The following is a 24,343-nucleotide window of genomic DNA, read 5'->3' as shown; positions in this document are numbered from 1 at the left end:
CCTTTATTGGAGCGCACCGCTCTAAAGCTCCACGCCCTCGGAGTTTTCTGTCGTGTCCGGCACACCAATCTCTTCAGGCGTTTTCTTGCGCATGATGATGTCGCCATTGGGCAGCATTTCCGGCGCGTGGTACGTGCTCCAGTCTTCCACCTTGGAGAACACCGCGCCAAGCTTTGGACCCATCTCCTCAAGAAATCCTTGAAGGCCCGGCCCAATCTCCTCCATCAAGCTCGCAAACCCTTCGATGGTGGGTGCGATCTCATCCTGAAGCCCCTTTAGGAACAACTCCATACCTTGCTCCATCAGGCTTCGACCTGCAGTGTCGTCCTCTGCGGTTGCCGACACTCCGGACAAACAAAGTCCTGCGATCACGACGCACGCTCTTAAGGTTTTCATGGGGTACCCTCCCAAACTCAGCTCAAATTTCAATATCCAAAACCACTGGAAAATGGTCAGACGCCGTCAGCAGCGCATCCCGCAACTCCGGCACATCCCAACATGTATGATCTTCAAAGGGATGCCAAATCCGCCAGCGTGGGTTCGCCGATCGCAATGTCTCTGATACCATAATGTAGTCCAGTAGCGCGCTCAGGTAACGCCCTTCGCGTTCAATATGGAAACGTGCCGTTGTCGGCTGTGCCGCCAACTTGTGTCGCAAGGCCATCTCGGCATGCGGATCATACATGCGCGCACCACCGTTACTGCCCAACAAGATTTCAACCGACGACCGCCCAAACAGATCTTCAAATGTATCCAATCCGGGCCCATCATTGAGATCCCCCAGCAAGATTACATCCTCTCCCGCCGCCAATTCCGCTTCAATCCGCCGCCGCAGCCAAATCGCCTGCGCCAATTGTTTGCGACGATTGGCAATGGAAATTTTCATCACCTCATCACGATTGCGCGCACCATGCGGCGCCTTTGACTTGAGGTGCGCCCCGATCACACGCAGCTTCCGACCCGCTGCGGTGGTCAGATCCAATTCTAACGGCGGCTTGGAAAACACCACCAAATCTTCTTTGGCATCCACATCCAAATCCAACCGCAACGTGCCGTCAAACCGCGGCGCGCCAGTGGCCCCGTGCTTTCCGGTGAGTTCCCCGCGGGGATCATGCGCAGGGGTCATCGCCGTGGGGACATACAAAAGCGCAATTTCCTGCTGCGTGGTATTGGCAAACCCCAGAACCGCTTTGTTGGCACGCAGCTCAAACGCCGCCGCAAACCGCTCCAGCGCCAGCACCGTGTTACGCTTGCTGCCTTGATCCGGCGCTTCAATCACCATTACCGCGTCCGCATCCAAGGCCGTGAATACGGCGCCCACCGCTTCGATCTGCTGCGCCCGCGTCACGCCTCGACGACCAGACCAGCCATCGTCCATAAGCAATTGATTTTGAGCATCAAACAGGCTGGAAAACCACTCCACGTTATACGTGGCGATCCGCATCACGCCGCCTCGTTGATCTGTTCCCAAGCGCGGTTGATATCAATCATGCGCTTCTCGGCAATTTTTACCGCCTCTTCCGGCACACCGCGCGCGATCATGGCGTCTGGATGCGTTTCGCGCACCAGTTTGCGCCACACCTGTCGGATGTCTTCCATCGGCATCTCCGGCGTCACACCCAAAACTGTAAATGGATCCGCTTCTGCGTCGGGCACAAACCGTGCACGCATGGCCTTAAACGCATGATCCTCAACCCCAAGAATCTCTGCGACACGTTGCAAGAAAACGTCTTCGTTGGGGTGATATTCCCCATCCGCCACCGCAATGTGAAACAACCCTTCCATCAGGTCATCCGGCCGCCCATGCACGGCCCCAAACATGCCCTTGATGCGTGTGGCGTATTCTTCAAAACCGGCCACATCCTGGCGCGCCATGTTAAAAACTTTGGCCGCGTTGGCCTCATCTTTTTGCGCGATCTGGAATACGTCGCGAAATGCCGTCACCTCGTCACGTGTCACCAAACCATCCGCCTTGGCCATCTTTGCGCCCAACGCGATCACTGCGATGGTAAAAGCCACGGACCGCTCCGGCGGCGCGCGCAAATGATCAAACACAGAGGAGAGCGACTCCCCTTGGCTCAGAGCAGACAACGCCTGCGATATGCGGGACCAAATTGACATGCGGCCACCTTAGCGCTTCTTTGCAGAATGGCCAGTGCTGCGTCACAGCATTTTTTGCAGCAGCACGAAATCCATCCAACGATCAAATTTTTGGCCAACCTGAGGCATCCGCCCCACCTCGACAAACCCAAGACGCGTATGGAATGCAATGCCGGCGGCGTTCTCTCCGCCCACGCCCGCCACCAAAACATGTACGCCGCGCGCTTTGGCCTCTGCCTCCAACGCGCCCATTAAGGCCCGCCCTGCGCCTTTGCCACGCGCGGCCGCAGCCAGATAGATTGTGTGCTCCATCGTTCGGACATAGCCTGGACCGCTCCGAAACGGCCCGAAGGTTGCAAACCCATGCACCCCACCATTTTCCTCAACAACTTTAAACACAGCCTCTGACGCAATCGCGGCCTTTATCGCTCCAAGCTCTTTCTCAACGGTGTTAAACGTGCTGACCCCGTCGCGTATTTCACGGTTCCAGATCTCCGCAATTGCCTCTGCATCCGCAGATGTCGCATTACGCATTATCATCGCAACACCCGCACGCCGTGAGGCGTGTCAAACGTCGCTTGCAATCCCGACGCCCCAGTCACAAACACCACACGCGGATCAATGATCCCAACGCTCTTCTCCAAATCGGCCGCCTCTGGATGGGCCACTTCAAGCCGTGTCAGAATCACACCTGACGGTTTCAAGATCTCAGCAGGTGTCACCGCCACGTCCCATTGAATGAGCGCCGGAAAGCGATTGTCAAACGGCAACACGCCGCTGTCCGGCACCGCCATACGCCAACGCAAATCGCCGCGCGCCAGACGGATTGCTTTGCCCGCGTCAACATCCAGACGCACCAGCTCGACATCCAGATCATCACTGCGACAAATCCAATTCCCAAGGCGCGGCGCGCCCTTCAAGCGATCCAAATCAAACCAGCGAGGATAGCGCAACGGCGCCACGGCCGGATTGGCCGCAATCGCCTCCAGATAAATACCACCTGCCAGCCCCATCAACTGGTTATGCGTTCCAAAGTGGGCATGTTCCCCGCCTGGCCCCATTTTTACGCCCAGCATGTCTTCCACATGCGCCACAGCCGCCTCTAGCGTTTCGCCAGCAACCGCCAAGTGATCCAAAGTCAGCATCAAAGCCCCCCATTTGCCGCCATCAAAGCGCAAAGAACACGCTTCCACAACGCAAAGCGCAGGTTGATCCAACCAATTTGGCCGAGCGAAACCGCTTGGGCCCGTGTCAAAACAGAATCGCGCGCCAAAATGTGTGAAATCTTGTTGGCGGAGAAGCAGTCCGCCTATAAAATCTCGCAAGTTACTGTAACTAAAAATAAAAAAATGTAAGATTTGAATTTGTACCACAAAAAATACCACACCCATTTGTGAAAACCCGATATGCCCCAAGCCCCCCCTAAAGCGAGCCGTCATATTCCTGGTCAGAATCATCTCAGCCTTGCAGAACAGCATGTGAGCCTACAACATCAATAATCTCATTGAGAATGTTACCCGGGAACCCTGGAGGACCTGCGCGCTGCGCGCCACCGATCCTCGCACGGGCAAAAGGGTGGAAAGCGGGCGTGCAGTTCTTTGGGGACCTTCTTAAGGGCCTCAGCACGAATGGGTAGTGAACATTCAGGCCAAAAAAGTGCGCGGGTAGATTAGCCACGACATGTATCGGAGCCCCTTATGTGCATGGTGCAGACTGCCTGTATTCCCAAAATATTCAGGCGGGAGAAAGGGAGCGTCAAATACACTAAACAACACCGCAGTTTTGGTGAATAGCTTAATGAATACTGTTGCCTTCCTAGTCGTTAACCAAACGAGAGTTCATCTCAGTTACCCAACCGAAGCACTTCTCCCCGGAGCCAGTAAACTAAGCCCATGGGATCATCGGCCCACTCCTCGATCTCAGGCGGCTGGATCTGGTGGCCAACGTAGGGACGCTGTGGTTTGTTAAGCGCGTGTTTCACCTCGAACAGCAACAATCCCTGCCGCAGTGTCTGCGACGTCCGGTTCGCAATCTGATATGCGCGACTGTTCTGGCCGGGAAATCTGACGGGAACTACTGTTGCATTGGATCTTTGTATCATCTTGGCCGTAAATGCACTCCAGGGTTGCTCTACGGCTGGGGCAAACCAACTGTCCGAAGAAGCAACTACACCGGCTGGAAACAGCGCAACCAATCCACCATGTTGTAAATGTTCCATCGCACGCTTCCGCATCAACAGACTCTTGCCCAATGCATCAGGGTCATGGGCAAAGGGGACTGGGATCATGAATTCATCAATTTCTCCGACGCCAGTTAACAGTGAGCGCGTGAGAATTTTGTAATCCGTGCGAACCCGACCAATGAGTTCTGCGAGAACCATGCCATCCACAAGCCCGTGCGGATGATTTGCCGTAATGACAACTGGGCCGGTTTTGGGAATACGTTCAATTTCTTCCTGTGGGGTTTCAATGGCGATGCCCATTACTTCCAGAGCCTTCGCCCAAAACGCCTGCCCATGCGGCACCCCCATTGCCTCAAATCGCCTAATTCTACGCAACAGACTCATTTTGGCCGTTGCAAGTTCGATGACTTGGATGGCGCGCTGTTGAATAGGACTGGTGAAGGTGCTGGCGTAAGAGAGACGGCGTCCGTCGTAAGGTTGATCCACCAGGTTTGCCCCATCTCCCTGTCCGTTGGTCTCCACAGCGCTCTCTGTACGTGCACTTCTCACAGGTTTTGGTATTTTAACCATCCTTTTCGAGCTCCTTCGGATCGGTCGGCTCAACTACGTTGGACAAGCACGGAGCAGGTAGCCCTTCGAGAGACCCGTGCAGCTGTCGATCCCAGGAAGTAATCTTTTGCAGAGGGATGGTGCGCGCCAACAATGATCAATTCCGCGCCAATCTCATGCGCGAATTCGGTGATGCGAACGCCAGGTTTCCCTGTTGCGACTTCACAGTCGATATCGCTGCCCTCTCCGGCAAGCGACATTAGTTTTCCCATAATTTTATCCGTCAGGTGGTTTTCTGATTTTACCGTAACAAACTCCGCAGTGAATCCAGGGATTTGCTCAAGCACAGTGAGTAGTGTGATTTTCCCGCCAGGCGCCAGTACCTTGCGTGCAGTGCCGATCTTTTCTTTGACCAATTCTTCATGGTCAATCGCGACGGGGATCAAAACAGATTTATACATGCAGACTCTCCTCAACGGGTCGAAGTGATATTCAGGGGTAGAACAGTAAGTGCTATTGCCACGATTACGGCGAGAAACAGCGTTTCAATCACAAGCAAACCAGCCGCAGCCCGCCCCACCTTCAATACTTCGGCGGGTTTCGTCTTAAGACCCACCGCCGCGATCGCAATAAGCAAAAGCCACTGCGAGCTGTTGGCAACAAAGCTCAACAAAGCGGCTGGCAACGCCATTGCCGAGTTGAGAGTAGCGAGGCCAAGAAACCCAACAACAAACATCGGCACAATGGGAGGGCGCTTCTGGTTCATTGATGGATCAGCCCGGCCTCTCAACAAAAGCGAGGCGACAACAATGACTGGCGCCAGCATTGCGACGCGAAGCAGCTTGACTAAAGTCGCAGTTTCCCCTGCTTCTGGCGAAATCGAAAATCCGGCACCCACAACTTGTGCCACATCGTGTATTGTCGCCCCTAAGTAGATGCCCGCCATTTGATCGTTAAAACCCAAGTACTGGCTAATGATCGGATAGGTGATCATGGCCACCGTCGACAACAGGGTGACCCCAACAACAGTAAAAACAAGACGGTCTTCGGATTTGGCATCCTTCGGCAGGATCGCAGCAATTGCGATGGCCGCCGAGGCACCGCAAATGGCAACAGCTCCCGCGGAAAGAAATGCAAAGCGGAACTTAAACCCAAAAAACCGAGAAACAATCAAGCCAAACGCAATTGTAAGAGGCACCATTGCAACGACCAGTCCAACAACTGGCCAGCCCAGCGTCCATATCATGTCAAAGCTGATGCGGAGTCCCAGTAGTGCAACTCCAAGCCGCAGTACGCTACGAGCACCAAAGGAGACCCCCTCACTGCATTCGGGGTGGTCCCCTACAAAATTCAAGCTAATGCCAAAAAGCAGCGCAAGTAGCATTGCCGGGGCGCCGTAGTGTTCCGAAATGAACTGGCTGGCCAAGGCAATGACCCAAGCAATCATAAGGCCAGGCACGAGTTGTTGGAGCCAAGTAACTCGCCGTGAAATATTTGTTGTCACACTCAACACTCTGTCTCGCATATCGGTTGCATTGGCCTGCCCGCCAGTTGGTGGACCTGTTGATACAGGTGCATGGGGACGTTCAATCCATCCCTCTCAGCCATCGAGATAGCCAATCGACGACGAGCTCCGGGCAGGCGCGCGCCCTCTAGAGATGAGATGATTTCAAGCAAACCTGCCACACGTTGGCCAAACTCGGTGTCGTTGGACGGATGAATGGCAATGAGGGTCTGACCGACATTGGGAAAATCGCCGTCTGAGGTGAAGAAAGAACCCGCGTCGCGACTAAAAGAACTGCCGGACAGCGCTGCGGCAAGAATTTCAACCATAAGCGCCAGCGCGGTGCCTTTGGCTTCACCAATCGGCAGCATGGTGCCTTCCAATGCTGCTCTTGCGTCCGTGGTAGACTGCCCATGAATGTCCAAGGCCCAGCCTTCTGGAATGGGCTTGCCTGCTTTGTGCGCTGCCATGACTTTGCCGCGTGCAACTATGGAGAGCGATAAATCAATCACCAACGGGGCGCTGTTTGCCACGGGTGTCGCAAAGGCAATTGGGTTGGTGCCAAAGACTGCGTCTTTCGCCCCCCAAGGCGCGATGGCTTTAGGGGCATTTGCAACCATCAAACCGATCAGTCCAGCATTTGCGATCTGCTCGACCTGAACAGACATGGCCCCGCAATGATGCGAGTTCCCAATGGTCATAACCGAAACGCCCATTTCCTGGGCCAATGGGATGCCGGCTTCTAATGCGGCCTCCAGCGCAGGATAAGCAAATCCGTTCTCAGCCTTTATATGCAACGCCGCCGGTGCCCGTTGCTCCACTTTGGGCTTGGCCTCAACATTGATCTTACCGCTGTGGATTTGCGCCACATAGTCGGCGACACGACTAAATCCATGACCGACTTGTCCTTCGCTTTCCGCTGCGACCAGCGCACGCGAAACACTAGAAGCAACAGACGGGCGCGCGCCAGCTCTTTCAAAAACAGCCATCAACAGAGAGGTGGCTTCCGACAGTGTTAGCCGAACCATTTCAGTCATATCAAACCCAATTCAAAACAACGGCGGCCCATGCTTAACGCAATGGGCCGCCGCCTGAAGTTTTTAAGCGCTGCGGTACAGTTTGGTCATCGAGAACTCCCGATGCCCCAAGGCTTCCGCTGCAGTATTGCGACCGTTAGCGGTCCGGCGGATCATATCGATCAACTCGTCGCCAGCCTCGTCAATTGTCTGTTCTCGCCGAAGGATGCCGGACACATCCACATCCACATGCTCGCCCATGGTGCGTACAGTGCGCGGGTTTGCAGTGATCTTGATCACAGGCACGATCGGGTTGCCCACCACATTACCTTGCCCCGTTGGGAAAGTGTGAATAACCGCGCCACCTGCGGCCATCAGCGTCACGCATTCCGCCGCGGCAGATGAGCTGTCCATGAAATACAGACCGTCACCGGAGCTTGGCTGCTCAGCAGGTTCAAGAATGTCGATATACTGCGACGTGCGACCAATTTTTTCGAGGTTGCCGAGTGCCTTTTCCTCAATGGTGGTCAAACCGCCCAAGATATTGCCTTTGGTTGGCTGGCTATCACTCAGGTCATCAGTCTGGTGCGCAAAGATGACGTCGTCCTGATAAGCTTTCCACATCTTATACCAACGCTCACCAACCTCCTCGTTGATCGCGCGCATCTGACAGATGTGTTCTGCGCCGGTGATCTCGGAAGTTTCACCAAAGAACCCGGTAATGCCCTCTGGGAGCAGTTTGTCATACATATTCCCCACTGTTGGACAGGATCCGAGCCCAGTAGTTGTGTCACTCTCTCCGCATTTAGTGGAAACCCAAAGTTCGGCGATCGAACACTCTTCGCGTTGAATTTCCGTGGCCTTGTGCACAAAATCCTTTGCCGCCCAGGACGCGGCCCGAATGGTTTCAAAGTCGCCTTTCTGTTCAATAGAGAATTCAGCGACTTCCTTGCCCGTGGTCCGGATTCCGTCCGCGATGCGTTTGGTCCATTCAGGCTCAATCCCGATCACAACAACAGAGTGGACATTCGGGTTGGCACCCGTGCCAATGATGGTGCGGAAATGTGTTTCCAGATCTTCGCCAAATTGCAGGCGGCCATAGGCATGCGGAATTGCCATAGTGCCTTTGACATTGTTTGCCACAGCCTCACATGCTGCGTTTGAAATGTCATCTACCGGCAAAATGATCACGTGGTTACGCACGCCCACGCGGCCATTTTCGCGACGGAATCCCTGAAAGGTGACGTTAGAATATTTCGATGCCATGGTGTCAGGCTCCTTACCAGCGTTTGGTTTTGCAATTGTGAGTGTGGACGTGCGCACCTCGGGGGATGTCGGCGATGATCTTACCAATATCTTCTCCGTACTTGATTGCGGTGCCTCCGTCTTTCAGGTCAGTCAACGCGATCTTGTGCCCAATCGGCACGTCGTCCCCTGCCGTGAGCCGGAATGTGGAATTGTCATGTGTGATGCAGCAAAGCATGTCCGTGCCCGCGGTCAGCCCTTCGACCACCACAACGCCAACGTTGTCGGCCTCCTCATGCACCAGTAGGTGCGGTATTTCATTGGGTGCTGGGTTTGACATTTAGTTCTCCGATTTCGTCATGGTTTAAGAATGATTTTGGGGGCGTGTGTTGTGCCTGCGCGAAGGTCAGTAAAAGCCGCGGCTCCATCGGCAAGCGCGCGGGTTTCAAACCAGTCGAGCGCGCCGAGGCGCCCCTCAAACATCGCCGCACAGGTGTCGCGAAAGTCCTGAGCCGTGTAGGTATACGTGCCAATAAGGGTGATTTCCTGAAGCGTGATGCGCCGGATATCCAGCCCTCCTTCGGAACTGCCAAGGCCGATGTGAAGGATCACCCCTCCGGGACTGACAACAGCACAGGCCGCAGCTCTTGTGGATGCAATCCCCACAGCATCTATCACTAACGGGACATTTTTTTCTGGCTCTGCAACTACATTGATGCCACAGACCTTTCGCAAGTATTCTGCACGGGCGACATTGGGTTCTGACATCGTAACCTCATTCACGCCCATGGCTTTTAAAGCCAGCGCTGCCGCAACTCCGATGGCTCCCCCGCCAAGCACATGCGCACGCCGTTGATCTGCTGGATGCATAGCGGCAAGTCCCAACCGGACGGCGTGCCAACTGACAGCAATCGGTTCCGCAAGAGCAGCCTGTTCGAAAGTGATGTGGTGAGGCACCGCAACCAAGTTGCCCTCTGGAATGGCAACCCATTCGGCAAAGGCTCCTTCGCGCGGAGGCATGGAAATAATCTGCCTCGAAGGACAGAGGTTTTCTCGCCCCGACCGGCTTGCGGCACTGGTGGGATCTGTCACCAGCGGGTTGATCGTCACTCGTTGCCCGTCCGAAGTTACACCAGCCCCTTCATGCCCGAGTGTCAACGGCGCAGGCCGCCGCTCATCATGCCCCAAGTAGGCGTGCATGTCTGAGCCACAAATCCCGACACTGTCGATACGCACCAGTGTTTCGCCTTGGTTCGCGACCGGATCAGAAACAGCTCGATACTCGAGTGTCTCAACGCCGGTATAAACAAGCGCTTTCATTTTGCTGTGAACCCCCCGTCGACCATCAGAACCTGTCCGGTCACGTAGGCGCAGGCATCGGAGCAAAAGAACATCAATGGACCATCGATGTCCTCAGGCTCGCCGTTTCGCCCAACACAGGTTTGCGCCGCGTTGCGAGCTGCGCGTTCAGGGTCGTCAAATACTGCCGCAGTGAGTTCTGTTCGAAAGAAACCAGGACCGATGGCATTCACGCAAATACCGCTCGCGGACCAAGCCTCCGCCATTGCCCTGGTAAGCTGTGCCACGCCCCCCTTGGAGGCTCCGTAACTTAGTCCGCCTGGAAAGGCGCGGCTCGACTGCAAAGACGCAAAGTTGACGATGCGCCCCCAGCCTTTTGTCTTCATGTTCGGCACGAGGTGCTGAGACAGAAAAAATGGCACAGCCAAGTTGAGCTCAATTGTGATGTCCCAGCCCTCGGGCGTCACATCATCTGCCACCTCCCGAGTGTTAATCCCGGCAGCGTGCACCAAGATATCCGGAGGGCCAAACGGGTCCGATGCCGCTTTGGCCAACTCGCCCAACCCGTCTCGGTCCGAAAGATCCCATGGCAGGGCGTGAATCTGTTTCATTTCTTCCAACGCGTCTGCGCGTCGAGCCACCCCGACAACGCGCGCGCCAGATTGGGAAAGGACTTCAGCCGCCCGGCGACCAAGACCAGAGCTGGCTCCGGTTACAAGCGCGACACGTCCATTGAGATCAGGTTGATACGTCACGGTTCGGATCAATCTTCCGCCGTCAGATCAAAATTTTCACTTGGGAAGAACTTCGCTAACCGAATGTCGGCGGTCCGCGCATGGGCCTCCATGCCCTCAAGACGAGAGATCCGCGCGGTTGCTTCTGCAATGGGCTTCATTGCGTCAGCGGTAGACCGCTGCCAAGTCACGATCTTCATGTATTTATGGACACTCAGGCCGCCTGTGTACGTTGCCGCACGGCTGGTGGGCAGCACGTGATTGGTTCCTGAGGCTTTGTCACCAAAGGCCACCGTCGTTTCTTCCCCAAGGAAGAGGGACCCGTAACAAGTTAGGCGATCCAGCCACCAATCAAGATCGTTGGCCATTACTGTCAGGTGTTCAGGTGCGTAATCATCTGACGTTGCCGCCATCTCATCACGATCAGCGCACAGGATAACCTCGGCATAGTCTCGCCAAGCTGCGGTTGCGTTTTCACGGTTCACTTCCGGTAGGTCCTCGATCAGGACCGGTACCAAGCGCATCACCTCTTCGGCCAAGGATCGATTGTCTGTCACCAACCAAACGGGAGAATTGTATCCGTGTTCCGCTTGTCCGACGAGGTCAGTTGCGACCACCATCGGATCTGCGGACTCATCTGCCAGGATAAGGCTATCTGTGGGACCAGCTATCATATCGATGCCCACACGCCCGAACAGGATACGCTTAGCCTCCGCTACAAACTGATTTCCCGGGCCTACCAGTATGTTGGCTTTGGGCAGGCCAAAAAGTCCGAATGTCATCGCGGCGACACCTTGCACGCCCCCCATGGCCATGATTTTGTCCGCGCCGCAGATATGCGCCGCATACACAATGGCCGGTGCAATACCGACTTCCGGACGTGGAGGTGAGCACGCTACAATGTGTTTGCAACCCGCGACTTTGGCTGTGGTAACAGTCATAATTGCACTGGCGATGTGGCTGTAGCGTCCACCCGGCACGTAGCAACCAGCTGCTTCAACTGGGATCATCTTTTGGCCCGCAGTCATCCCCGGCACAACCTCAACCGCAATGTCGGTCATTGATGCCTTTTGGGCTTCAGCAAAGCGTTTTACGTTTCCGTGACTGAATTCGATATCACGCTTCAGTTTTTCTGGAACAGCAGCAATGGCCGCTTGGATTTCCTCATCACTGAGCAGGACACTGCCTTCATATTTGTCAAACTTGGACGCGTACTCCAGTGCCTTTGCATCGCCTCCTTCTTCAATGTCGGCCAGGATCCCCTGAACGATATCGTTGACGTCCGACGCACCGCTTCGTGCGGTCAGTGTCGCTTTCTTTAGATATTCACGAGTCATGTAACGTGTCCTTTTTTTTACCGCGTCTTTTGGCGGCTTATCGGTAGGCATCAGGCAAAAGTGACGTGGAGAACGCCGGAATGTAGGCGATCATCAGCGTCACGATCAGCATGAAGAAAACGAAGGGGATGGCGTAGTACGCAATCTTGAGAATGGATTCGCCGGTGATCCCTGACACCACGAACAGGTTCAGCCCCAGTGGCGGTGTAATGAAGCCTACGCCGAGCGCCGTAATCATCATGATACAGAACTGGATCTGGTTCATCTCGATCTCTTGCGCCAACGGGTAGAGGATCGGTGCCAAGATCACGATATTGGGCGTTGTTTCCATGACGCAGCCCGCAGCAACAAGGATCAGAACCATAATCGCGATCAGCATGTAATCATTTGACGTCATCGAGGTGAGAGCGCCCACAAACCCCTGAGGAACACCAATGATTGCAAGCGCCTCTGCGAGCGGGATCGAAAAGGCAATGATTGGCAGAATGACACCATTCACCTTGGCAGAGCTAACCAGCATTGCTGGGAAATCACTGAGCCTAAGCGTTCCAAGGAGGAACCCCATGGCGATAGTCACTACTACGGCAACCGCGCCAGCTTCTGTTGGTGTCAATCGTCCCGAAAAAATGCCGTAAAAAATGATGCCTGGAACCAAAAAGGCGTACCATCCCGATTTTACGGTTTTCCAAAGGTTGGCGCGCCACTCCGCTGCGGTCATCACCCCGCCGCCTTCCCAAAGGTTGAGGCGGTTCATCACAATGTTTGTCACGAGGATCGCGGTCAGGATCAGTATCCCTGGGATCAGTGCGGCCAGGAAAAGAGTCGACACAGCTATGCCAAGCACAAGTCCGATGATTATGTAGGCAATCGATGGAGGAATTAGGATGCCAGTACAGGCCCCGGCGGCTACCAGAGCGCACGCGTAGGGGCGCGGATAACCGCTCTCCACCAGCCGGTCGATGGTCATCCGCCCAACAGCGGCCGCACCTGCCGCATCCGATCCAGAGATCGCTGAGAACATGCCACACACGAGAACAGTGGCTGATCCAAACCCGCCTTTTGCCCAACAGGTTAGCGCTTCGGCCACGTCTAAGAATTTTCTGCTCAGGCCCGTTCTGACAAGCACGTCACCGGTCAGAATGAAAAGGGGAACAGCAGTAAGTGCAAAGGCGTCAATACCTGAAAAAAGCTTTTCACCCAAAAGACTTAGAGGTAGGGCGCCAGACACCATCAACATTGTGATCGTTGCTGCGCCTATGGCTGCCCAAACGGGCACGGCAAGCGCAATAAGTACCACAAACAGAATAACTGAAGCGTAAAAGTCCCATCCCAACTCGAGGGCTTGGGCACCCATTTGTTGCCACATCATGGTGTGAGACCTCTCTTAATCAAACAGCTTGTCGCCCTCGTAGACGGGACGGCCCGCTCGAAGGTCGGCGAGATCACGGAGGAAGGATTGCACCAGTCGAGAGATGACCAATGCAAAACCAAACGGCACTGCAAAGAGGAAAAAGACCTGGCTGATCCGCAATCCGTGTGTGACGGATCCAAAAGTCCAGGAAACGTGAACAGTTTCCCACGACCAGTAGAGTGCAAAAATCGCTACAATGAACATTACAAGATCGCCAAAGATATACAGGAGCGTTTTGACCCGCCGCGGCACGTAATGCATTAGGACATCGATGCGAATGTGCCCGCGCTCTTTCACTGCTGCGGCCGCACCAATCCAAGCGAGATAGATAAAGGCATATCGGACGATTTCTTCGCCCCAAATGGATGAATAGGCGAACACTTCACGGCGAACCACTTCAATAAACATAGTGCCTACAAGCATGACGTAAAAGACTAGTAGCAGCCATCGCTCAGCGTTTTTATCGATTGCTCGAAAGAGCTTAGACATAACTTCCTCACCTATGTCGCTCAAAGCGACAAGTTCTCGCGGTTTCGATTTGGACGAAAAGACATTGGCCGGCGACACTCGCCGCCGGCCAAGCAAAAGTTAGGCGTCGTGCACGTAGTATTTGGCACGTGTGCCTGCAGCCTCTTCGAGCCTGGAAAATGTATCCATCGAGCCGGCAAGCTCCGTTTTGAAGCTGTCCCATTCGCTACGCTGGTATCCACCAACGTCTTTCCATTCAGCCAGCTGGTCCTCGGAGAGTGAGTGGAACTCCACACCATTTTTGACCAGTTGAGACATCGCATAGGACCGTGCGGATGGCACTTTGGAGAGGTTCTGTTGTTGGGTCACTTCGCCGGCAAATTCGATACCTTCTTTGACATCCGTGGGAAGGCTGTTGAACCATTCCAGATTGACCGAATAAACTTGGCTGTCCGGAACGGCTTGCGTGAAGGTCACGTGACTAAGAATCTCGCCAAAGCCAAACACGTGAAGCGCACCAACCGACGGATCGAGTGCATCGGCAACACCTTGCCTGATTGCAGAAGGAGTTTCACCCCATGCTACAGGCGTCGGGTTCGCGCCAACCATTCCGTAGTACTGCTGCAGCATTTTCGAACCGGGAACGCGGAATTTAACCCCGGACATATCTCCTGGTGTAATGATGGCGCTTCCACCTTGGCGGACCGCTACTACACGCGGGTCAATCACAATGTACATCAACGCTTTGAAGCCAGAAGCCGCAATCTTTGGATCAACTTCCGATTTCCAGGTTTCTGACGACGTTAGGTTCGTAAATCGCTGATTAGAGCCACAGAAGTACGGCAGGTTGATCAGGTCAACGACACTGGCGAATGGCGCAAAGTTTGCCAAGGAATGTTGAGCGCATTGAATTGTTCCGCCCTGCACGGCTTGAGCCAATGCCCCGCCCGCGCCCAACTGTCCGCCAGGCGCCAGTTTCACATAAACCTTACCATTCGTCATGTTCTGGATGTTTTCTTTCAAGTCCAGCTGCATAATCGGATAGCTGCGGGATGCGCCCATGACGTATGCAGTTGCAAGGGTCATCTTGAATTCTGCTGCAGCTTCCCGATCACGCTCTTCGGCTGCCATTTGTGCAGAGGCCTCACTGGACCACAACACTCCAGTAGCGCCGGCAACCATTGCAGCAGTAAATGCTCCGGACCCAGTAAGCTTAAGAAAGTTTCGACGCTCCGCCGATTTCAGTTCCCGTTTCGAATTGTCCATGCGTTTTCCTCCCGATTGGACGTCGCCTGACCTACTTTGAGGCCTTTTCTTCTTCTGAATTTCTTTTCGCCTCGCTGCGGAGGATCCCGATGGAAAAGGCTATCGCCGCCCCCAATAAGATCAGCATCTCCCAGACAACATTTACCGGAGGCGTCTTCCAAACAGCTCCGATCACAACGTTCAAGACGAACGCCATCAGAAGTATTGTTGCAATCAGGTATGGCATGTGACCTCCCTCACTTATCCACGCTCCTAACCGAGTCGAGCTGAATGTAAGCGCTTACATTTTTTAATGCAAGCGCTTACATTTTGAGTGTGATATGCTCTCTCTAGAATACAGACTTTTGTCTGGTTGCTACATGAGTTAGCTGGACACAGAACCGCTAAGAAAACCGATGACAAACAATACAAAAGACAATGGAGTCCCGACTCTTGCGGACGTGGCAAATTACGCAAACGTCTCCACCGCAACGGTGTCTCGCTGCCTGAACTCACCGGAGCGCGTGGGGGGAAACACGCGCAAACGAGTGATGAAAGCCGTTAGAGATTTGGGATATGCGCCGAATTTTGGTGCGCAGGCGCTCGCGGCGAGACAAACAAATACCGTTGCTGCCGTTATCCCGACGATGGAGAACGCCGTTTTCGCCCGTGGACTTCAGGCTTTTCAGGAAGAACTAGGACGTCACGGGAAAACACTTCTTGTCGCGTCGTCAGCGTATAATGCAGAGCTTGAGGAACAGCAGGTGCGCGCATTGGTGGCCCGTGGCGCGGACGGGATTTTGCTGATTGGGTACGACCGCACCCCCGAAATCTATGAATTTCTCGCAAAACAAAAAGTGCCAACACTGATTGCATGGTCTTTCAATCCGGAAGAGCCCCGGCCGGCAGTAGGCTTCAACAATCGCGCTGCAATGGCAGATCTCGCCCGACAGGTTATCGGTCAAGGCCACGAAAACATTGCTTGTATCTCAGCTCCGACAGCCTCCAATGATCGCGCAAGGGAACGAGTTGAGGGTATCCGGGACGCAAAAGCCAAAGCTGGGCAGGATCCAAAAAATCTCACCGTGATCGAGACACCCTATGGCATTGAAACTGGTGAGACTGCGTTCCGTCAAGTGATGACCAACGCACCTCAAACCACGGCAATAATGTGCGTAAATGACGTATTGGCAGTTGGGGCTCTGCGTGCTGCCAGAGAAATGGGGATGAAAGTTCCGAACGACATCTCAGTTACAGGCTTCGATGACATCGAAATTGCCACTCTCGCCGAACCGCCGTTAACAACGGTCCATGTGCCACACAGGGAAATGGGGCGATGCGCGGCTGATATGCTCATACAAATCCTTAAAGGAGACTTGATTGGACATAACCTGGAGCTCGCGACCGAAATTCGGATACGCCAATCGTTAGGGCCAGCCCCACATTGATCGCAAAAAGCCAGCAATGTGTTTCATCCGTGTCGGCTTCCAAGACGGGCTAGACATTGGACGGAAAGCTGGTCAACGGCGGCTCTGGGCCGTCAGTGAAGACGGCCCAGATTCCTTAGATTTCTATGGCCTCTGCAATCGCAAGGGCATCCTCAAGCTCGACGCCGAGGTATCGAACAGTGCTGTCCATCTTCGTATGGCCCAACAGCAGCTGCACTGCGCGAAGGTTGCCCGTCTTTTTGTAGATTTGCGTTACCTTGGTCCTTCGCATCGAATGAGTGCCGTATGCGCTTGCCTCAAGGCCAATCGACGTCACCCAGTCACGGACGATTCGCGCATATTGGCGGGTGGAGATATGAAGGCGTTCGTGAAACCGGCCAGGCCAGAGGTGTGCGGATCCAACCATCAGCGGGTCTTGCATCCACTTTTCGAGTGAGGCGCGGGTGCCTTCGGAGATTTCGAAGCGGACAGGTTTTTGCGTCTTGCTTTGCAGAATCGAAGCGCGTTCCTTGATTTGACCTGACGCCATTACATCGACGACCTTCATTTTGACCAGATCGCAGCCGCGTAACTTGCTGTCGATGGCCAAATTAAAGAGCGCTAAGTCGCGATGGCTCTCAGCCAATTCTAATCGAACCCTGATTGCCCAGACGTGTTTGGGCTTGAGTGGTCGCTTCTGACCGACGATCCGTCCCTTGTTCCAGGCAGGGCGTAGCGCCCGAATGGCAGGTAAGTTTGGTGTTTCCATAACTGATCCTCCTATCCACCTCTCCCTCCCACAACGACAACCCGGCGTTGACCAGGCACATTATCATCGAATTGCGGCACCGCCTCTGCGGTCTGGAAGAACCCGATTGAACGTTGCTGCGCCAAAGTCATATGGCGGCAATGCGCAGACAACGACCTTTGCAAAGTCTACCTTTTGGCCTGGGAACATAGCCTGTTAACGCTGCAACGCCGCGTGAGAAGCGGTCATTGATGAGAGATGCAGCGAAACTTGGGGGTTGAAGGGCAGCAGTGCGGACCTTTCTGCCGTTCACCGCTATGGCTTCAATGGCCGCTCCCAGCCCAAAGCAGACATGGCGTTTCAACACAATGGTGGGAGAGTTGCCTTTCTCTGCGGTTGCGAAGGTAAAGCTTCGACCTGGCTAAAGCGGCCATTCAGACCCTGCCAGAGTGGACCCCACTCGCTGCGTCAATCACTAAGAGCGGCAATGCGCAGAAAGCGAGGTTTGCAAAATTATTGAAATTTCCAAAGCCGCCTTTCAGTTAAGTCGCAAGTACTCGTCGTTTTCTGCGTGACTTTGCCAATCGTTAAACTTGGATCGGGTTGTATACACCCACATAACGATCGCGTGTTGGGCAGCCTGCATTAGCTCCAATGATCTATGCAAGGACTGGTGATTTTGCCGCAGTTGTCGGAAAAGTCATAGCAAGGGTGTTCTGACGCTTGTTGTTTTCTTAAAAACGCTCAACCGTGGATAGCGATGACACGGGGGTTTAGGCATTTGTTTAAAACGACGATGAAGGCTGTTGCGCTGACAGCGCTTCTGGCATGCAACAGCGCGGTGGTCATGGCGCAGAGCGATGAACTGTTTGATGACATAATTCTCGACAATGAATTCGAACTGGAAGCCGAAGACGATACTTCGCCCAGCGATCTGATCTCCCTGGCACCGTTGCAAGTCACCTTCAGCAGCAGTTTGGTTGCCGACAACTACCCCGATTTGAACGATGCGGATTTTATACGACCCTATGAGGTTCAATCCGGTGCGCGCATTCCCCAAGGCGCCGAGCTGCGGATTTGGATCGAGCTGGAGCGGCCCAAACACATCAAATGGAAACGGCGCACCCGTCTATATAGCGCCCAGAACAATGCCAAAAATAGTCTGTCTGAAGATGTATTGTTGGAATTGGATGGCACTGACAACCTATACCTTAAATGGAAAGGCACCAGCTACGAAGACTGGCCCAAAGTGGCCTACCTGAAAGCTCCGGTGAATTTTGATTCCTATACAACCGAGACTGGTCGACGCAACACCAGCGGTCACTTTCAACTGCCTACAGCGCATCTGTTGCCCGGCGACTATCACATATTGCTCGGCATTTTTCGGCGGGAGGATGGTGAAGATGTTGAAGAAGACCTGCAACGATTTGCCTTTAGCGTCATTGATGCGCCTCTTTCGGTAACCACTGAAGTGCCTGGATCGATCCCAGCCTATGTGGATAAGCAAAGTGCCCACCAAACCCGGTTTGCCGCCTATATGTCGGATTGGGCCGTGCCCCCGATTAACGCACACCTGATGAGTGAGCTTCCCGGAATGACGATTACCAATGAGGGGACGTCGACCTGGAACCTTGGTGACCCCCTGTTTTCTTTGACCTTGGAACCCCCGGTCGACGTGGCTGGTCTGCGTGACACCATGGTGTTGGAAGTGACCGATGGATTGGGGCGTACTGCGATCTGGGAGAAAACTGTCAAAATCACCGATGGCCTCTCGAGCCAGATGCAAGTTGAAATGGTCCGTAAAGTTGATGCTGGCGATATGCTCTATGGCACTGTTACCTACCCTTCGGGATTCGAAATGTCCGAGCCCCCCTTTGTTGGTGACAAACGCGGCTTTGAATGGACCAACGATGATTACACCGCTTTTCGCATCCGAGTAAAAGAAGAAGGCGTTCATCATCAACGTCTTCTGGGGTTGGTGGTGCGGGGCCAAGTTGCCGGTGTCAATGAATTTGCCACCCTGGTTTGGCAACAACGCTACAAAGTCCTCTCGCAGGATCTGATCTATGATCCCGAAGCCATTGCCGCAGCCAAGGTCGAACGCGCCGCCACAGCAGCGCGCCGGGCCAGCGTGTTTGTCGAGGTGATGACCGATGTTGGTGCCAGCTACGAGCAGATTGAGGACTATCAGGCGGAAAGCTTCTTTGAGGTGATCAGCATCGAAGAAGGCGACAGCGGCGAAGGCGATGACAGCTGGGGCCAAACCACCGATGTCTTTGAGGCTGTCGAAGGTGACTCCAGCCTCACTTATGACCGTACAACCGGGGGCTCGAATACCGCAGACTTGTCACCCCCTCAAAATGGGTCCAGCAATGCCTATGAAGCCGGCATTGAAGGTGAGATTTGTGGAGTTCCGGTTTTGGGTGACGAATTCGAAGTTGGTTATCAAAAGAACGACTACGTCAGCGAAGGTGTCGGCAATGTCACCTATACTGAAGACAACGTCGAATATGACATCATCCGTTTGGTGAAATACGGCCTCCCCTACGATGGCTATGAAACGTATGATAAATTGGAGTTTATCAAAGACAGCTGTGTGCTGATTGCAGAGGAAACAGCAAACCGGGTAGGTGGAGACGATTATGCACTTTACTATTCCAATGGTGGTCGCAGGTCTTTGCTAAGTGAATTCACAAAAAAAACATGGGACCGCCGCGGCAACCTAACCAGCCATTCCAAGCGCAAGGGCTACCACGCCGATTGGGAGAACGTCTGCTCCAATTTTGGCTACTTGCGCAAAAAATCGCCATGCTCGACCCCGTGAGACCACAACTGCCACGCGCCATTTTCTGCCGAAACCAGCCCCAAAAGACCAAAGGAGCACCTCGTGAGCAATGTTGAAACCGCGCCGCCGACCCCAAGCCGGAAATGCAGCAATTGCGCCGAAGGGATAATGGCTCCGATGCCACTGGAAGAATACGCCTACCGCACTGATCGGCGCTATAAATGCGTTAGTTGTGGTGAGGAGTTAAAGATCGATGCGGTGGGGTTCATTGGCTTGTATTTCTGGGTCTGGGCCATTGTCAGCGTCGGGCTAATCTATCTGTTTTTGTGGCATGACAGATTTCCCAGCCTGTTCAGCTATGTGGTGATCGGGCTGTTTGTCGGTATCGGCGGACTGACCAACCTGTTGTCGATAATTAGGCACTGGACCCATCCTTTTGTTGACCCGCAGGACCCCGTCGACACAACCAAACCCGAGGCCGACACACGAAAAAAATTCGACAAGCTACTGGATCTGGGGATGGTTAAGACCCCGGTTCTAGTTTTTCTGACCGCTGCAGCGGTCTTGGTTGCAGCGGCTATCATCGGGATGTTGCGCGACCACTTCTATTGATGAAGAAATTACCCAAGAAGTGTTGAAAAATGCTTGGTAGTATTTCTCAATGCTTCCCGCGCTGGAATGCGTTGCGGCAAAGGTCCGCTCTCCAGACGAGTGGATGAGCTGTCATGACTGCTCAGGGCTGACAACGGTCCTCGGAGCCCACCTCCAAGGACGCTGAGGCCCGGAATCTGGGCCGCACTGCCGCAAGGCGACTTGGAACCCAGATTATCGATATTCTGCATCTCCACGAATGCCTGTTATCGTCACGCAGTCAAGAACCTTCGACAACAACCGAGGTTTTGAATGGGGTTTTTGGCAGCGTAAATTGAATTGGTTTGAGGCCGCGCCCAAAACGAGGGGTTCTGGTGGAGTCTACTGGAGCAGTTAATAGTCTGGTTGGGGCCTGAGCGGGTACACTCGCCCAGCGACGCGAGCTAAAGTGCTTGATCTACTGGTCTCGTAGGACGAAGAGTATCGGGAATGATTTTTAAGCGAGGCTGGGCCAGTGATTAGAAGTTTAAATCTTAGCACTGTCCTTTCGCTTGTTTGGGTTACGAGCGCATTTTCCGGGGTTTGTGACTATCGGCTCAGCCAGTTGGCCAGCCCCACAGCCGCAACTGCAGTTGTCGCCGCTGGTGGTACCGGGGCATCCGTTGGCCCCGCTACAATGGCTTTAGGGGGGCTTTATTTCTTTCCACACGCAGCCGGCGGATCAGTGATGTTGGGTTCGACGCTTGCCGGGGCTTCAGGAGCTGGGACCGTAGGTATCATCGGAGGGAGTGGATTTGCGGCAAGTGTGCTGGCCGTCCTTACTGCGCCAATTACATTGTTTGTTGCTGCTGGCACGGCGGTCACGGTCGGCGGGGTGGAAGCTGGCTGCTATTTTGTCGATGAGAGGATCACCGAAGAAGAAGAGGTGGTTGCAATCTTAAGGCAAGCGGCGCTGACCTCCAATGAGGATTACTTTAAGCTGTTTGACGTGAGCGGCGCGGAGGCCGCCGAAACCGGGGTAGCCAGCCGAGTTCGTATTCCTGATGAGGACGGGACGTATCAGTTTTATGAAGTAGAAAATCTCTACATCGTAAATGGTGAATTACTGCACCGAGATTGGTTTTTTAACACTTCTCTCGGAAACATCGCGGCCGCGCTGGTTGCACAACCTTAACTGTCATTTCGGATCAGGAGTATCCCGCCTCAAACTGAATAATAGGCTGATTTCAAAAGCGCCCATTTGTTGACCGTTCGCCGAACCTGACATTTACGCTCTTGTAGCGAAGGTCTGAAAGGTCCCGCTCAGCTGGCCTCTGCACCCAACAGTTCGCCGCACCTCCCATCAACGACCGCTTCTCCTGTGGCAACGCAGCAGTCGAATGCAGCGGGGCAAGGCTGAAAGGTGAGCTTTGCAAATTCCGCTTCCTGCGCATTGCTGCCGCTCGTGACTGGCGCAGCATACGGTAATAAGGGCTCAGCGGTTAGCCGCATCACCCACTAAAGTGGCTGAGCGTCGAACAAGAGTGATGTTGGTCTCGCGCTTTCTGTCGGGGGCGCCGGACAGGGTGCAGGGACAGACGGCGAGTGGTCCTTGCCTTAGAGTGTCCAGAGAGGGAAGTCCTCTCATTGGTCCAAGCTGGATAGGCTGCCAGCGGGTGCAGGGGGAGTGGCGAACGACGCCCCTGCGAGTGGGGCTGAAAGGGGTGGGCGAAACCTCCCTTTCTCGGGCTGAAAGCCCCGTGAGGGTTTGGGAGAGTTGGACGTCTCCCAAGGCCGCCGCAGGCGGCCAGGGTCCAGGGGGATGCCCCTGGCGAAACGCGTAGCTCGAACGCAGAACCGAAGGGCCGGAGTGCGAGCTACTTAGTGAGTAAGCAACACCACAACTATGAAAACAAAAATCGGTGGAAAAGCCGCGTTGCAGAACGTCTCATGGACGCGGACTATTCTATTATAGCGGACGTTCATCGATGTATCAGGATGAGGGCAGCTGTATTAGCGCACCGCGGAATTGGATTACCTGGGCTGCAAGTGTACTGGCAGCGGTGATCGCCTCAGCAAGGTTGTGCCCTTGCATTCTGCTGGCGATAAAGCCCGCGTTGAACGAATCTCCCGCGGCCGTGGTGTCTACAATATCGGCAACGTTTACAGGGGTGTGCATGCTGAGCTCCCCATTGGTTATCGTTACAATTTGGCCGGGTCCGTTCTTGACAACAACAATATCCGCGCCTTGTTCGGCATAGCGCTGTGCGGTGGCGTTGGGGCTGGTGTCTCCAAACCAACTTTTTTCATCCTCATGTGATGGCAGCACGATGTCACTGACTGCGCCAGCCGCCATTACTGCTGATGTCATCTCACCAGCGGAATCCCAGAGCCGCCGACGAAGGTTGGGGTCGAAAACCACGGACCCACCGTTGGTGCGAAACTGTCGCAATACGTCTAGCAATCGCTCGCGATCCTGAGGCGGTAGGATGGCGAGGGTAATTCCCGAGAAATAGGCAATATCCGCACCTATCATGGCTTGGGTCAAGGTGGCGGCGTCTTGCGCAAGTGTGCGGGCGGCACTTTGTCCACGCCAATAGTTGAAACTGCGCTCGCCCTCGGCCAACTGGATCATATACAGCCCAACAGTCAGATCACCGCGTCTGATGATATGATCCGTTCCAATACTTGATTGCGTCAAAAAATACATCATCTGGTCGGACAGTGTGTCTGCGCCGAGGGCGGTAAAATAGTCTACCTGATCTTCTGGCCCCAATAGCTGGCGGAGGTACCAAGATGTGTTCAAGGTATCGCCCGCAAACCCCATACGGTACTCAGCAGTTGGCCCTGTTGGGGCCAACTCAACCATGCATTCGCCAATCGCGACGATACGGGTCATTGGGTGTCCTCGGTGAACCAATTGTGGTTGTCGGCCTTGATCGCCTCTATGTGGATCAAGATACGTGACAAGTGGTCTGTCATCGCCAGCTCAACAGCATTAGCATCGTGCGACGTTAGGGCGCTAAATATCCTAATATGATCATCAAGCGCCAAATGCTGTGAAGCCGAATCCAATGTTAGCATCCGAACACGGTCCATATGGGCCTTGTTTTCATGGATCAAATTCCAAACATATCCGACGCCAGATTGCACACATATTTCACGATGAAACGCATCGTCCAGAGCGTGGAACTTTTCTCGGTCTTTGGCGGCGATCGCCGCTTTTTGATCCTCGATTAGCGCCGCAAGTGCCGCAAGCCCGCCTGAATCCAATGTGTCAGCAGCTGTGCGGGAGGTTTTCACCTCAAGCGCAGTGCGAATAAACCGCGCACGCAAGACAGCATTTTCTGAAATCAAGCTTACTGTCGTACTGCTCTGGGGGCGAATGTACAAAAAGCCTAGCTTTGCAAGACGCTTGAATGCTTCGCGTACTGGTTGGCGCGAGACACCCATTTGCTTGGCGACCTCAGCCTCGGAAATTTTAGTACTCGGAGGGAGCTTTAATGATAAAATTCGTTGACTTAGTGCATCAAAGATTTGGTCAGCAACGCTTGGCGTCGTGGCTTGCTGAATGACCGGAAGAGGCAAGTCTTCATCGTGTTTCTTAGGTGCATTTGCCACGGATTTTTTCATTCCCAATGTTCCTCTTTCTCACATGACATGACATCTTTTTTGCGAAGTCGCAACTGGGTTATTAGTTGACATGGCGATTCTGTGATCCTA

Annotated in this window: 25 protein-coding genes; 4 read left to right on the top strand and 21 right to left on the bottom strand. The window is 54.1% G+C overall.

What is annotated here, in order from left to right:
- Nucleotides 1–21: 21 nt before the first annotated feature.
- From QOL67_RS11015 to QOL67_RS10930, 18 genes are all read right to left on the bottom strand, one after another.
- Nucleotides 22–396: a hypothetical protein gene (locus QOL67_RS11015; protein ID WP_283426015.1), complete on the bottom strand. Its 375-nt coding sequence runs from the start codon at nt 394–396 to the stop codon at nt 22–24.
- 22 nt (nt 397–418) lie between these two features.
- The gene (locus QOL67_RS11010; protein WP_283426014.1) at nt 419–1,444 is read right to left on the bottom strand and encodes an endonuclease/exonuclease/phosphatase family protein; all 1,026 of its coding nucleotides are present in this window, start codon (nt 1,442–1,444) and stop codon (nt 419–421) included.
- Nucleotides 1,444–2,121, bottom strand: coding sequence for a molecular chaperone DjiA (locus tag QOL67_RS11005; RefSeq protein ID WP_283426013.1), 678 nt, complete (start codon nt 2,119–2,121; stop codon nt 1,444–1,446). Before QOL67_RS11005 ends, QOL67_RS11010 begins: the two co-directional genes overlap by 1 nt.
- A gap of 42 nt (nt 2,122–2,163) precedes the next feature.
- A complete protein-coding gene (locus tag QOL67_RS11000) occupies nt 2,164–2,634 on the bottom strand; it encodes a GNAT family N-acetyltransferase (protein WP_346770605.1) in 471 nt (156 codons plus the stop codon).
- A gap of 2 nt (nt 2,635–2,636) precedes the next feature.
- Nucleotides 2,637–3,242 (bottom strand): VOC family protein, encoded by a 606-nt coding sequence (locus QOL67_RS10995; protein ID WP_283426414.1) that lies wholly within the window; start codon nt 3,240–3,242, stop codon nt 2,637–2,639.
- A gap of 701 nt (nt 3,243–3,943) precedes the next feature.
- Nucleotides 3,944–4,852 carry a lysophospholipid acyltransferase family protein gene (locus tag QOL67_RS10990; RefSeq protein WP_164643071.1) on the bottom strand — a complete coding sequence of 303 codons (909 nt, stop codon included), beginning with the start codon at nt 4,850–4,852 and terminating at the stop codon, nt 3,944–3,946.
- 29 nt (nt 4,853–4,881) lie between these two features.
- Complete coding sequence (locus tag QOL67_RS10985) at nt 4,882–5,292, bottom strand: universal stress protein (RefSeq protein ID WP_164643070.1); 411 nt, start codon at nt 5,290–5,292, stop codon at nt 4,882–4,884.
- Between the two features lie 11 nt (nt 5,293–5,303).
- Entirely contained in the window at nt 5,304–6,278 is a 975-nt protein-coding gene (locus QOL67_RS10980) for a YeiH family protein (protein ID WP_346770609.1), read from the bottom strand.
- 59 nt (nt 6,279–6,337) lie between these two features.
- Complete coding sequence (locus QOL67_RS10975; protein ID WP_164643065.1) at nt 6,338–7,372, bottom strand: Ldh family oxidoreductase; 1,035 nt, start codon at nt 7,370–7,372, stop codon at nt 6,338–6,340.
- Between the two features lie 63 nt (nt 7,373–7,435).
- Nucleotides 7,436–8,617 carry a UxaA family hydrolase gene (locus QOL67_RS10970; protein ID WP_283426011.1) on the bottom strand — a complete coding sequence of 394 codons (1,182 nt, stop codon included), beginning with the start codon at nt 8,615–8,617 and terminating at the stop codon, nt 7,436–7,438.
- 13 nt (nt 8,618–8,630) lie between these two features.
- Entirely contained in the window at nt 8,631–8,936 is a 306-nt protein-coding gene (locus QOL67_RS10965; protein WP_164643061.1) for a UxaA family hydrolase, read from the bottom strand.
- Between the two features lie 17 nt (nt 8,937–8,953).
- Nucleotides 8,954–9,916, bottom strand: coding sequence for a zinc-dependent alcohol dehydrogenase (locus QOL67_RS10960; protein ID WP_283426010.1), 963 nt, complete (start codon nt 9,914–9,916; stop codon nt 8,954–8,956).
- Nucleotides 9,913–10,650 carry an SDR family NAD(P)-dependent oxidoreductase gene (locus QOL67_RS10955; RefSeq protein ID WP_283426009.1) on the bottom strand — a complete coding sequence of 246 codons (738 nt, stop codon included), beginning with the start codon at nt 10,648–10,650 and terminating at the stop codon, nt 9,913–9,915. Before QOL67_RS10955 ends, QOL67_RS10960 begins: the two co-directional genes overlap by 4 nt.
- Before the next feature lie 8 nt (nt 10,651–10,658).
- Nucleotides 10,659–11,966 carry a histidinol dehydrogenase gene (hisD, locus tag QOL67_RS10950; RefSeq protein WP_283426008.1) on the bottom strand — a complete coding sequence of 436 codons (1,308 nt, stop codon included), beginning with the start codon at nt 11,964–11,966 and terminating at the stop codon, nt 10,659–10,661.
- A gap of 37 nt (nt 11,967–12,003) precedes the next feature.
- A complete protein-coding gene (locus QOL67_RS10945) occupies nt 12,004–13,335 on the bottom strand; it encodes a TRAP transporter large permease (protein ID WP_283426007.1) in 1,332 nt (443 codons plus the stop codon).
- Between the two features lie 15 nt (nt 13,336–13,350).
- Nucleotides 13,351–13,866 (bottom strand): TRAP transporter small permease, encoded by a 516-nt coding sequence (locus tag QOL67_RS10940; RefSeq protein WP_164643053.1) that lies wholly within the window; start codon nt 13,864–13,866, stop codon nt 13,351–13,353.
- 99 nt (nt 13,867–13,965) lie between these two features.
- Nucleotides 13,966–15,111, bottom strand: coding sequence for a TRAP transporter substrate-binding protein (locus QOL67_RS10935; RefSeq protein WP_164643051.1), 1,146 nt, complete (start codon nt 15,109–15,111; stop codon nt 13,966–13,968).
- A gap of 31 nt (nt 15,112–15,142) precedes the next feature.
- A complete protein-coding gene (locus tag QOL67_RS10930; protein WP_164643048.1) occupies nt 15,143–15,337 on the bottom strand; it encodes a hypothetical protein in 195 nt (64 codons plus the stop codon).
- 169 nt (nt 15,338–15,506) lie between these two features.
- Between QOL67_RS10930 and QOL67_RS10925 the strand changes: the two genes are divergently transcribed.
- Entirely contained in the window at nt 15,507–16,538 is a 1,032-nt protein-coding gene (locus QOL67_RS10925) for a LacI family DNA-binding transcriptional regulator (RefSeq protein ID WP_283426006.1), read from the top strand.
- A 115-nt stretch (nt 16,539–16,653) separates the two neighbouring features.
- Here QOL67_RS10925 and QOL67_RS10920 read toward each other — a convergent pair whose 3' ends face one another.
- Nucleotides 16,654–17,286, bottom strand: coding sequence for a tyrosine-type recombinase/integrase (locus tag QOL67_RS10920; protein WP_283426005.1), 633 nt, complete (start codon nt 17,284–17,286; stop codon nt 16,654–16,656).
- 760 nt (nt 17,287–18,046) lie between these two features.
- Here QOL67_RS10920 and QOL67_RS10915 point away from each other — a divergent pair.
- The 3 genes from QOL67_RS10915 to QOL67_RS10905 all read left to right on the top strand — a co-directional run bounded on the left by QOL67_RS10915 (nt 18,047) and on the right by QOL67_RS10905 (nt 21,815).
- Entirely contained in the window at nt 18,047–20,089 is a 2,043-nt protein-coding gene (locus QOL67_RS10915; protein WP_283426004.1) for a hypothetical protein, read from the top strand.
- Nucleotides 20,090–20,152: 63 nt separating this feature from the next.
- The gene (locus QOL67_RS10910; protein ID WP_283426003.1) at nt 20,153–20,662 is read left to right on the top strand and encodes a hypothetical protein; all 510 of its coding nucleotides are present in this window, start codon (nt 20,153–20,155) and stop codon (nt 20,660–20,662) included.
- 706 nt (nt 20,663–21,368) lie between these two features.
- A complete protein-coding gene (locus tag QOL67_RS10905) occupies nt 21,369–21,815 on the top strand; it encodes a hypothetical protein (RefSeq protein ID WP_283426002.1) in 447 nt (148 codons plus the stop codon).
- A 798-nt stretch (nt 21,816–22,613) separates the two neighbouring features.
- Here QOL67_RS10905 and QOL67_RS10900 read toward each other — a convergent pair.
- Both QOL67_RS10900 and QOL67_RS10895 read right to left on the bottom strand, forming a co-directional pair.
- A complete protein-coding gene (locus tag QOL67_RS10900) occupies nt 22,614–23,519 on the bottom strand; it encodes a sugar kinase (protein WP_283426001.1) in 906 nt (301 codons plus the stop codon).
- Nucleotides 23,516–24,253, bottom strand: coding sequence for a GntR family transcriptional regulator (locus QOL67_RS10895; RefSeq protein WP_283426000.1), 738 nt, complete (start codon nt 24,251–24,253; stop codon nt 23,516–23,518). Before QOL67_RS10895 ends, QOL67_RS10900 begins: the two co-directional genes overlap by 4 nt.
- Nucleotides 24,254–24,343 lie beyond the last annotated feature (90 nt).

The organism is Shimia sagamensis, from assembly GCF_900182745.1.
GTDB lineage: Bacteria > Pseudomonadota > Alphaproteobacteria > Rhodobacterales > Rhodobacteraceae > Shimia > Shimia sagamensis.
This window is presented reverse-complemented; position numbering and strand designations above follow the sequence as displayed.

Excerpts from the sequence above, each read along its gene's own strand:
- QOL67_RS11015 (WP_283426015.1), bottom strand. The coding sequence starts at position 396 with ATGAAAACCTTAAGAGCGTGCGTCGTGATCGCAGGACTTTGTTTGTCC.
- QOL67_RS11010 (WP_283426014.1), bottom strand. The coding sequence starts at position 1,444 with ATGCGGATCGCCACGTATAACGTGGAGTGGTTTTCCAGCCTGTTTGAT.
- QOL67_RS11005 (WP_283426013.1), bottom strand. The coding sequence starts at position 2,121 with ATGTCAATTTGGTCCCGCATATCGCAGGCGTTGTCTGCTCTGAGCCAA.
- QOL67_RS11000 (WP_346770605.1), bottom strand. The coding sequence starts at position 2,634 with ATGCGTAATGCGACATCTGCGGATGCAGAGGCAATTGCGGAGATCTGG.
- QOL67_RS10990 (WP_164643071.1), bottom strand. The coding sequence starts at position 4,852 with ATGGTTAAAATACCAAAACCTGTGAGAAGTGCACGTACAGAGAGCGCT.
- QOL67_RS10985 (WP_164643070.1), bottom strand. The coding sequence starts at position 5,292 with ATGTATAAATCTGTTTTGATCCCCGTCGCGATTGACCATGAAGAATTG.
- QOL67_RS10980 (WP_346770609.1), bottom strand. The coding sequence starts at position 6,278 with ATGATTGCTTGGGTCATTGCCTTGGCCAGCCAGTTCATTTCGGAACAC.
- QOL67_RS10975 (WP_164643065.1), bottom strand. The coding sequence starts at position 7,372 with ATGACTGAAATGGTTCGGCTAACACTGTCGGAAGCCACCTCTCTGTTG.
- QOL67_RS10970 (WP_283426011.1), bottom strand. The coding sequence starts at position 8,617 with ATGGCATCGAAATATTCTAACGTCACCTTTCAGGGATTCCGTCGCGAA.
- QOL67_RS10965 (WP_164643061.1), bottom strand. The coding sequence starts at position 8,936 with ATGTCAAACCCAGCACCCAATGAAATACCGCACCTACTGGTGCATGAG.
- QOL67_RS10960 (WP_283426010.1), bottom strand. The coding sequence starts at position 9,916 with ATGAAAGCGCTTGTTTATACCGGCGTTGAGACACTCGAGTATCGAGCT.
- hisD (WP_283426008.1), bottom strand. The coding sequence starts at position 11,966 with ATGACTCGTGAATATCTAAAGAAAGCGACACTGACCGCACGAAGCGGT.
- QOL67_RS10945 (WP_283426007.1), bottom strand. The coding sequence starts at position 13,335 with ATGATGTGGCAACAAATGGGTGCCCAAGCCCTCGAGTTGGGATGGGAC.
- QOL67_RS10940 (WP_164643053.1), bottom strand. The coding sequence starts at position 13,866 with ATGTCTAAGCTCTTTCGAGCAATCGATAAAAACGCTGAGCGATGGCTG.
- QOL67_RS10935 (WP_164643051.1), bottom strand. The coding sequence starts at position 15,111 with ATGGACAATTCGAAACGGGAACTGAAATCGGCGGAGCGTCGAAACTTT.
- QOL67_RS10930 (WP_164643048.1), bottom strand. The coding sequence starts at position 15,337 with ATGCCATACCTGATTGCAACAATACTTCTGATGGCGTTCGTCTTGAAC.
- QOL67_RS10925 (WP_283426006.1), top strand. The coding sequence starts at position 15,507 with ATGACAAACAATACAAAAGACAATGGAGTCCCGACTCTTGCGGACGTG.
- QOL67_RS10920 (WP_283426005.1), bottom strand. The coding sequence starts at position 17,286 with ATGGAAACACCAAACTTACCTGCCATTCGGGCGCTACGCCCTGCCTGG.
- QOL67_RS10905 (WP_283426002.1), top strand. The coding sequence starts at position 21,369 with ATGTTGGGTTCGACGCTTGCCGGGGCTTCAGGAGCTGGGACCGTAGGT.
- QOL67_RS10900 (WP_283426001.1), bottom strand. The coding sequence starts at position 23,519 with ATGACCCGTATCGTCGCGATTGGCGAATGCATGGTTGAGTTGGCCCCA.
- QOL67_RS10895 (WP_283426000.1), bottom strand. The coding sequence starts at position 24,253 with ATGAAAAAATCCGTGGCAAATGCACCTAAGAAACACGATGAAGACTTG.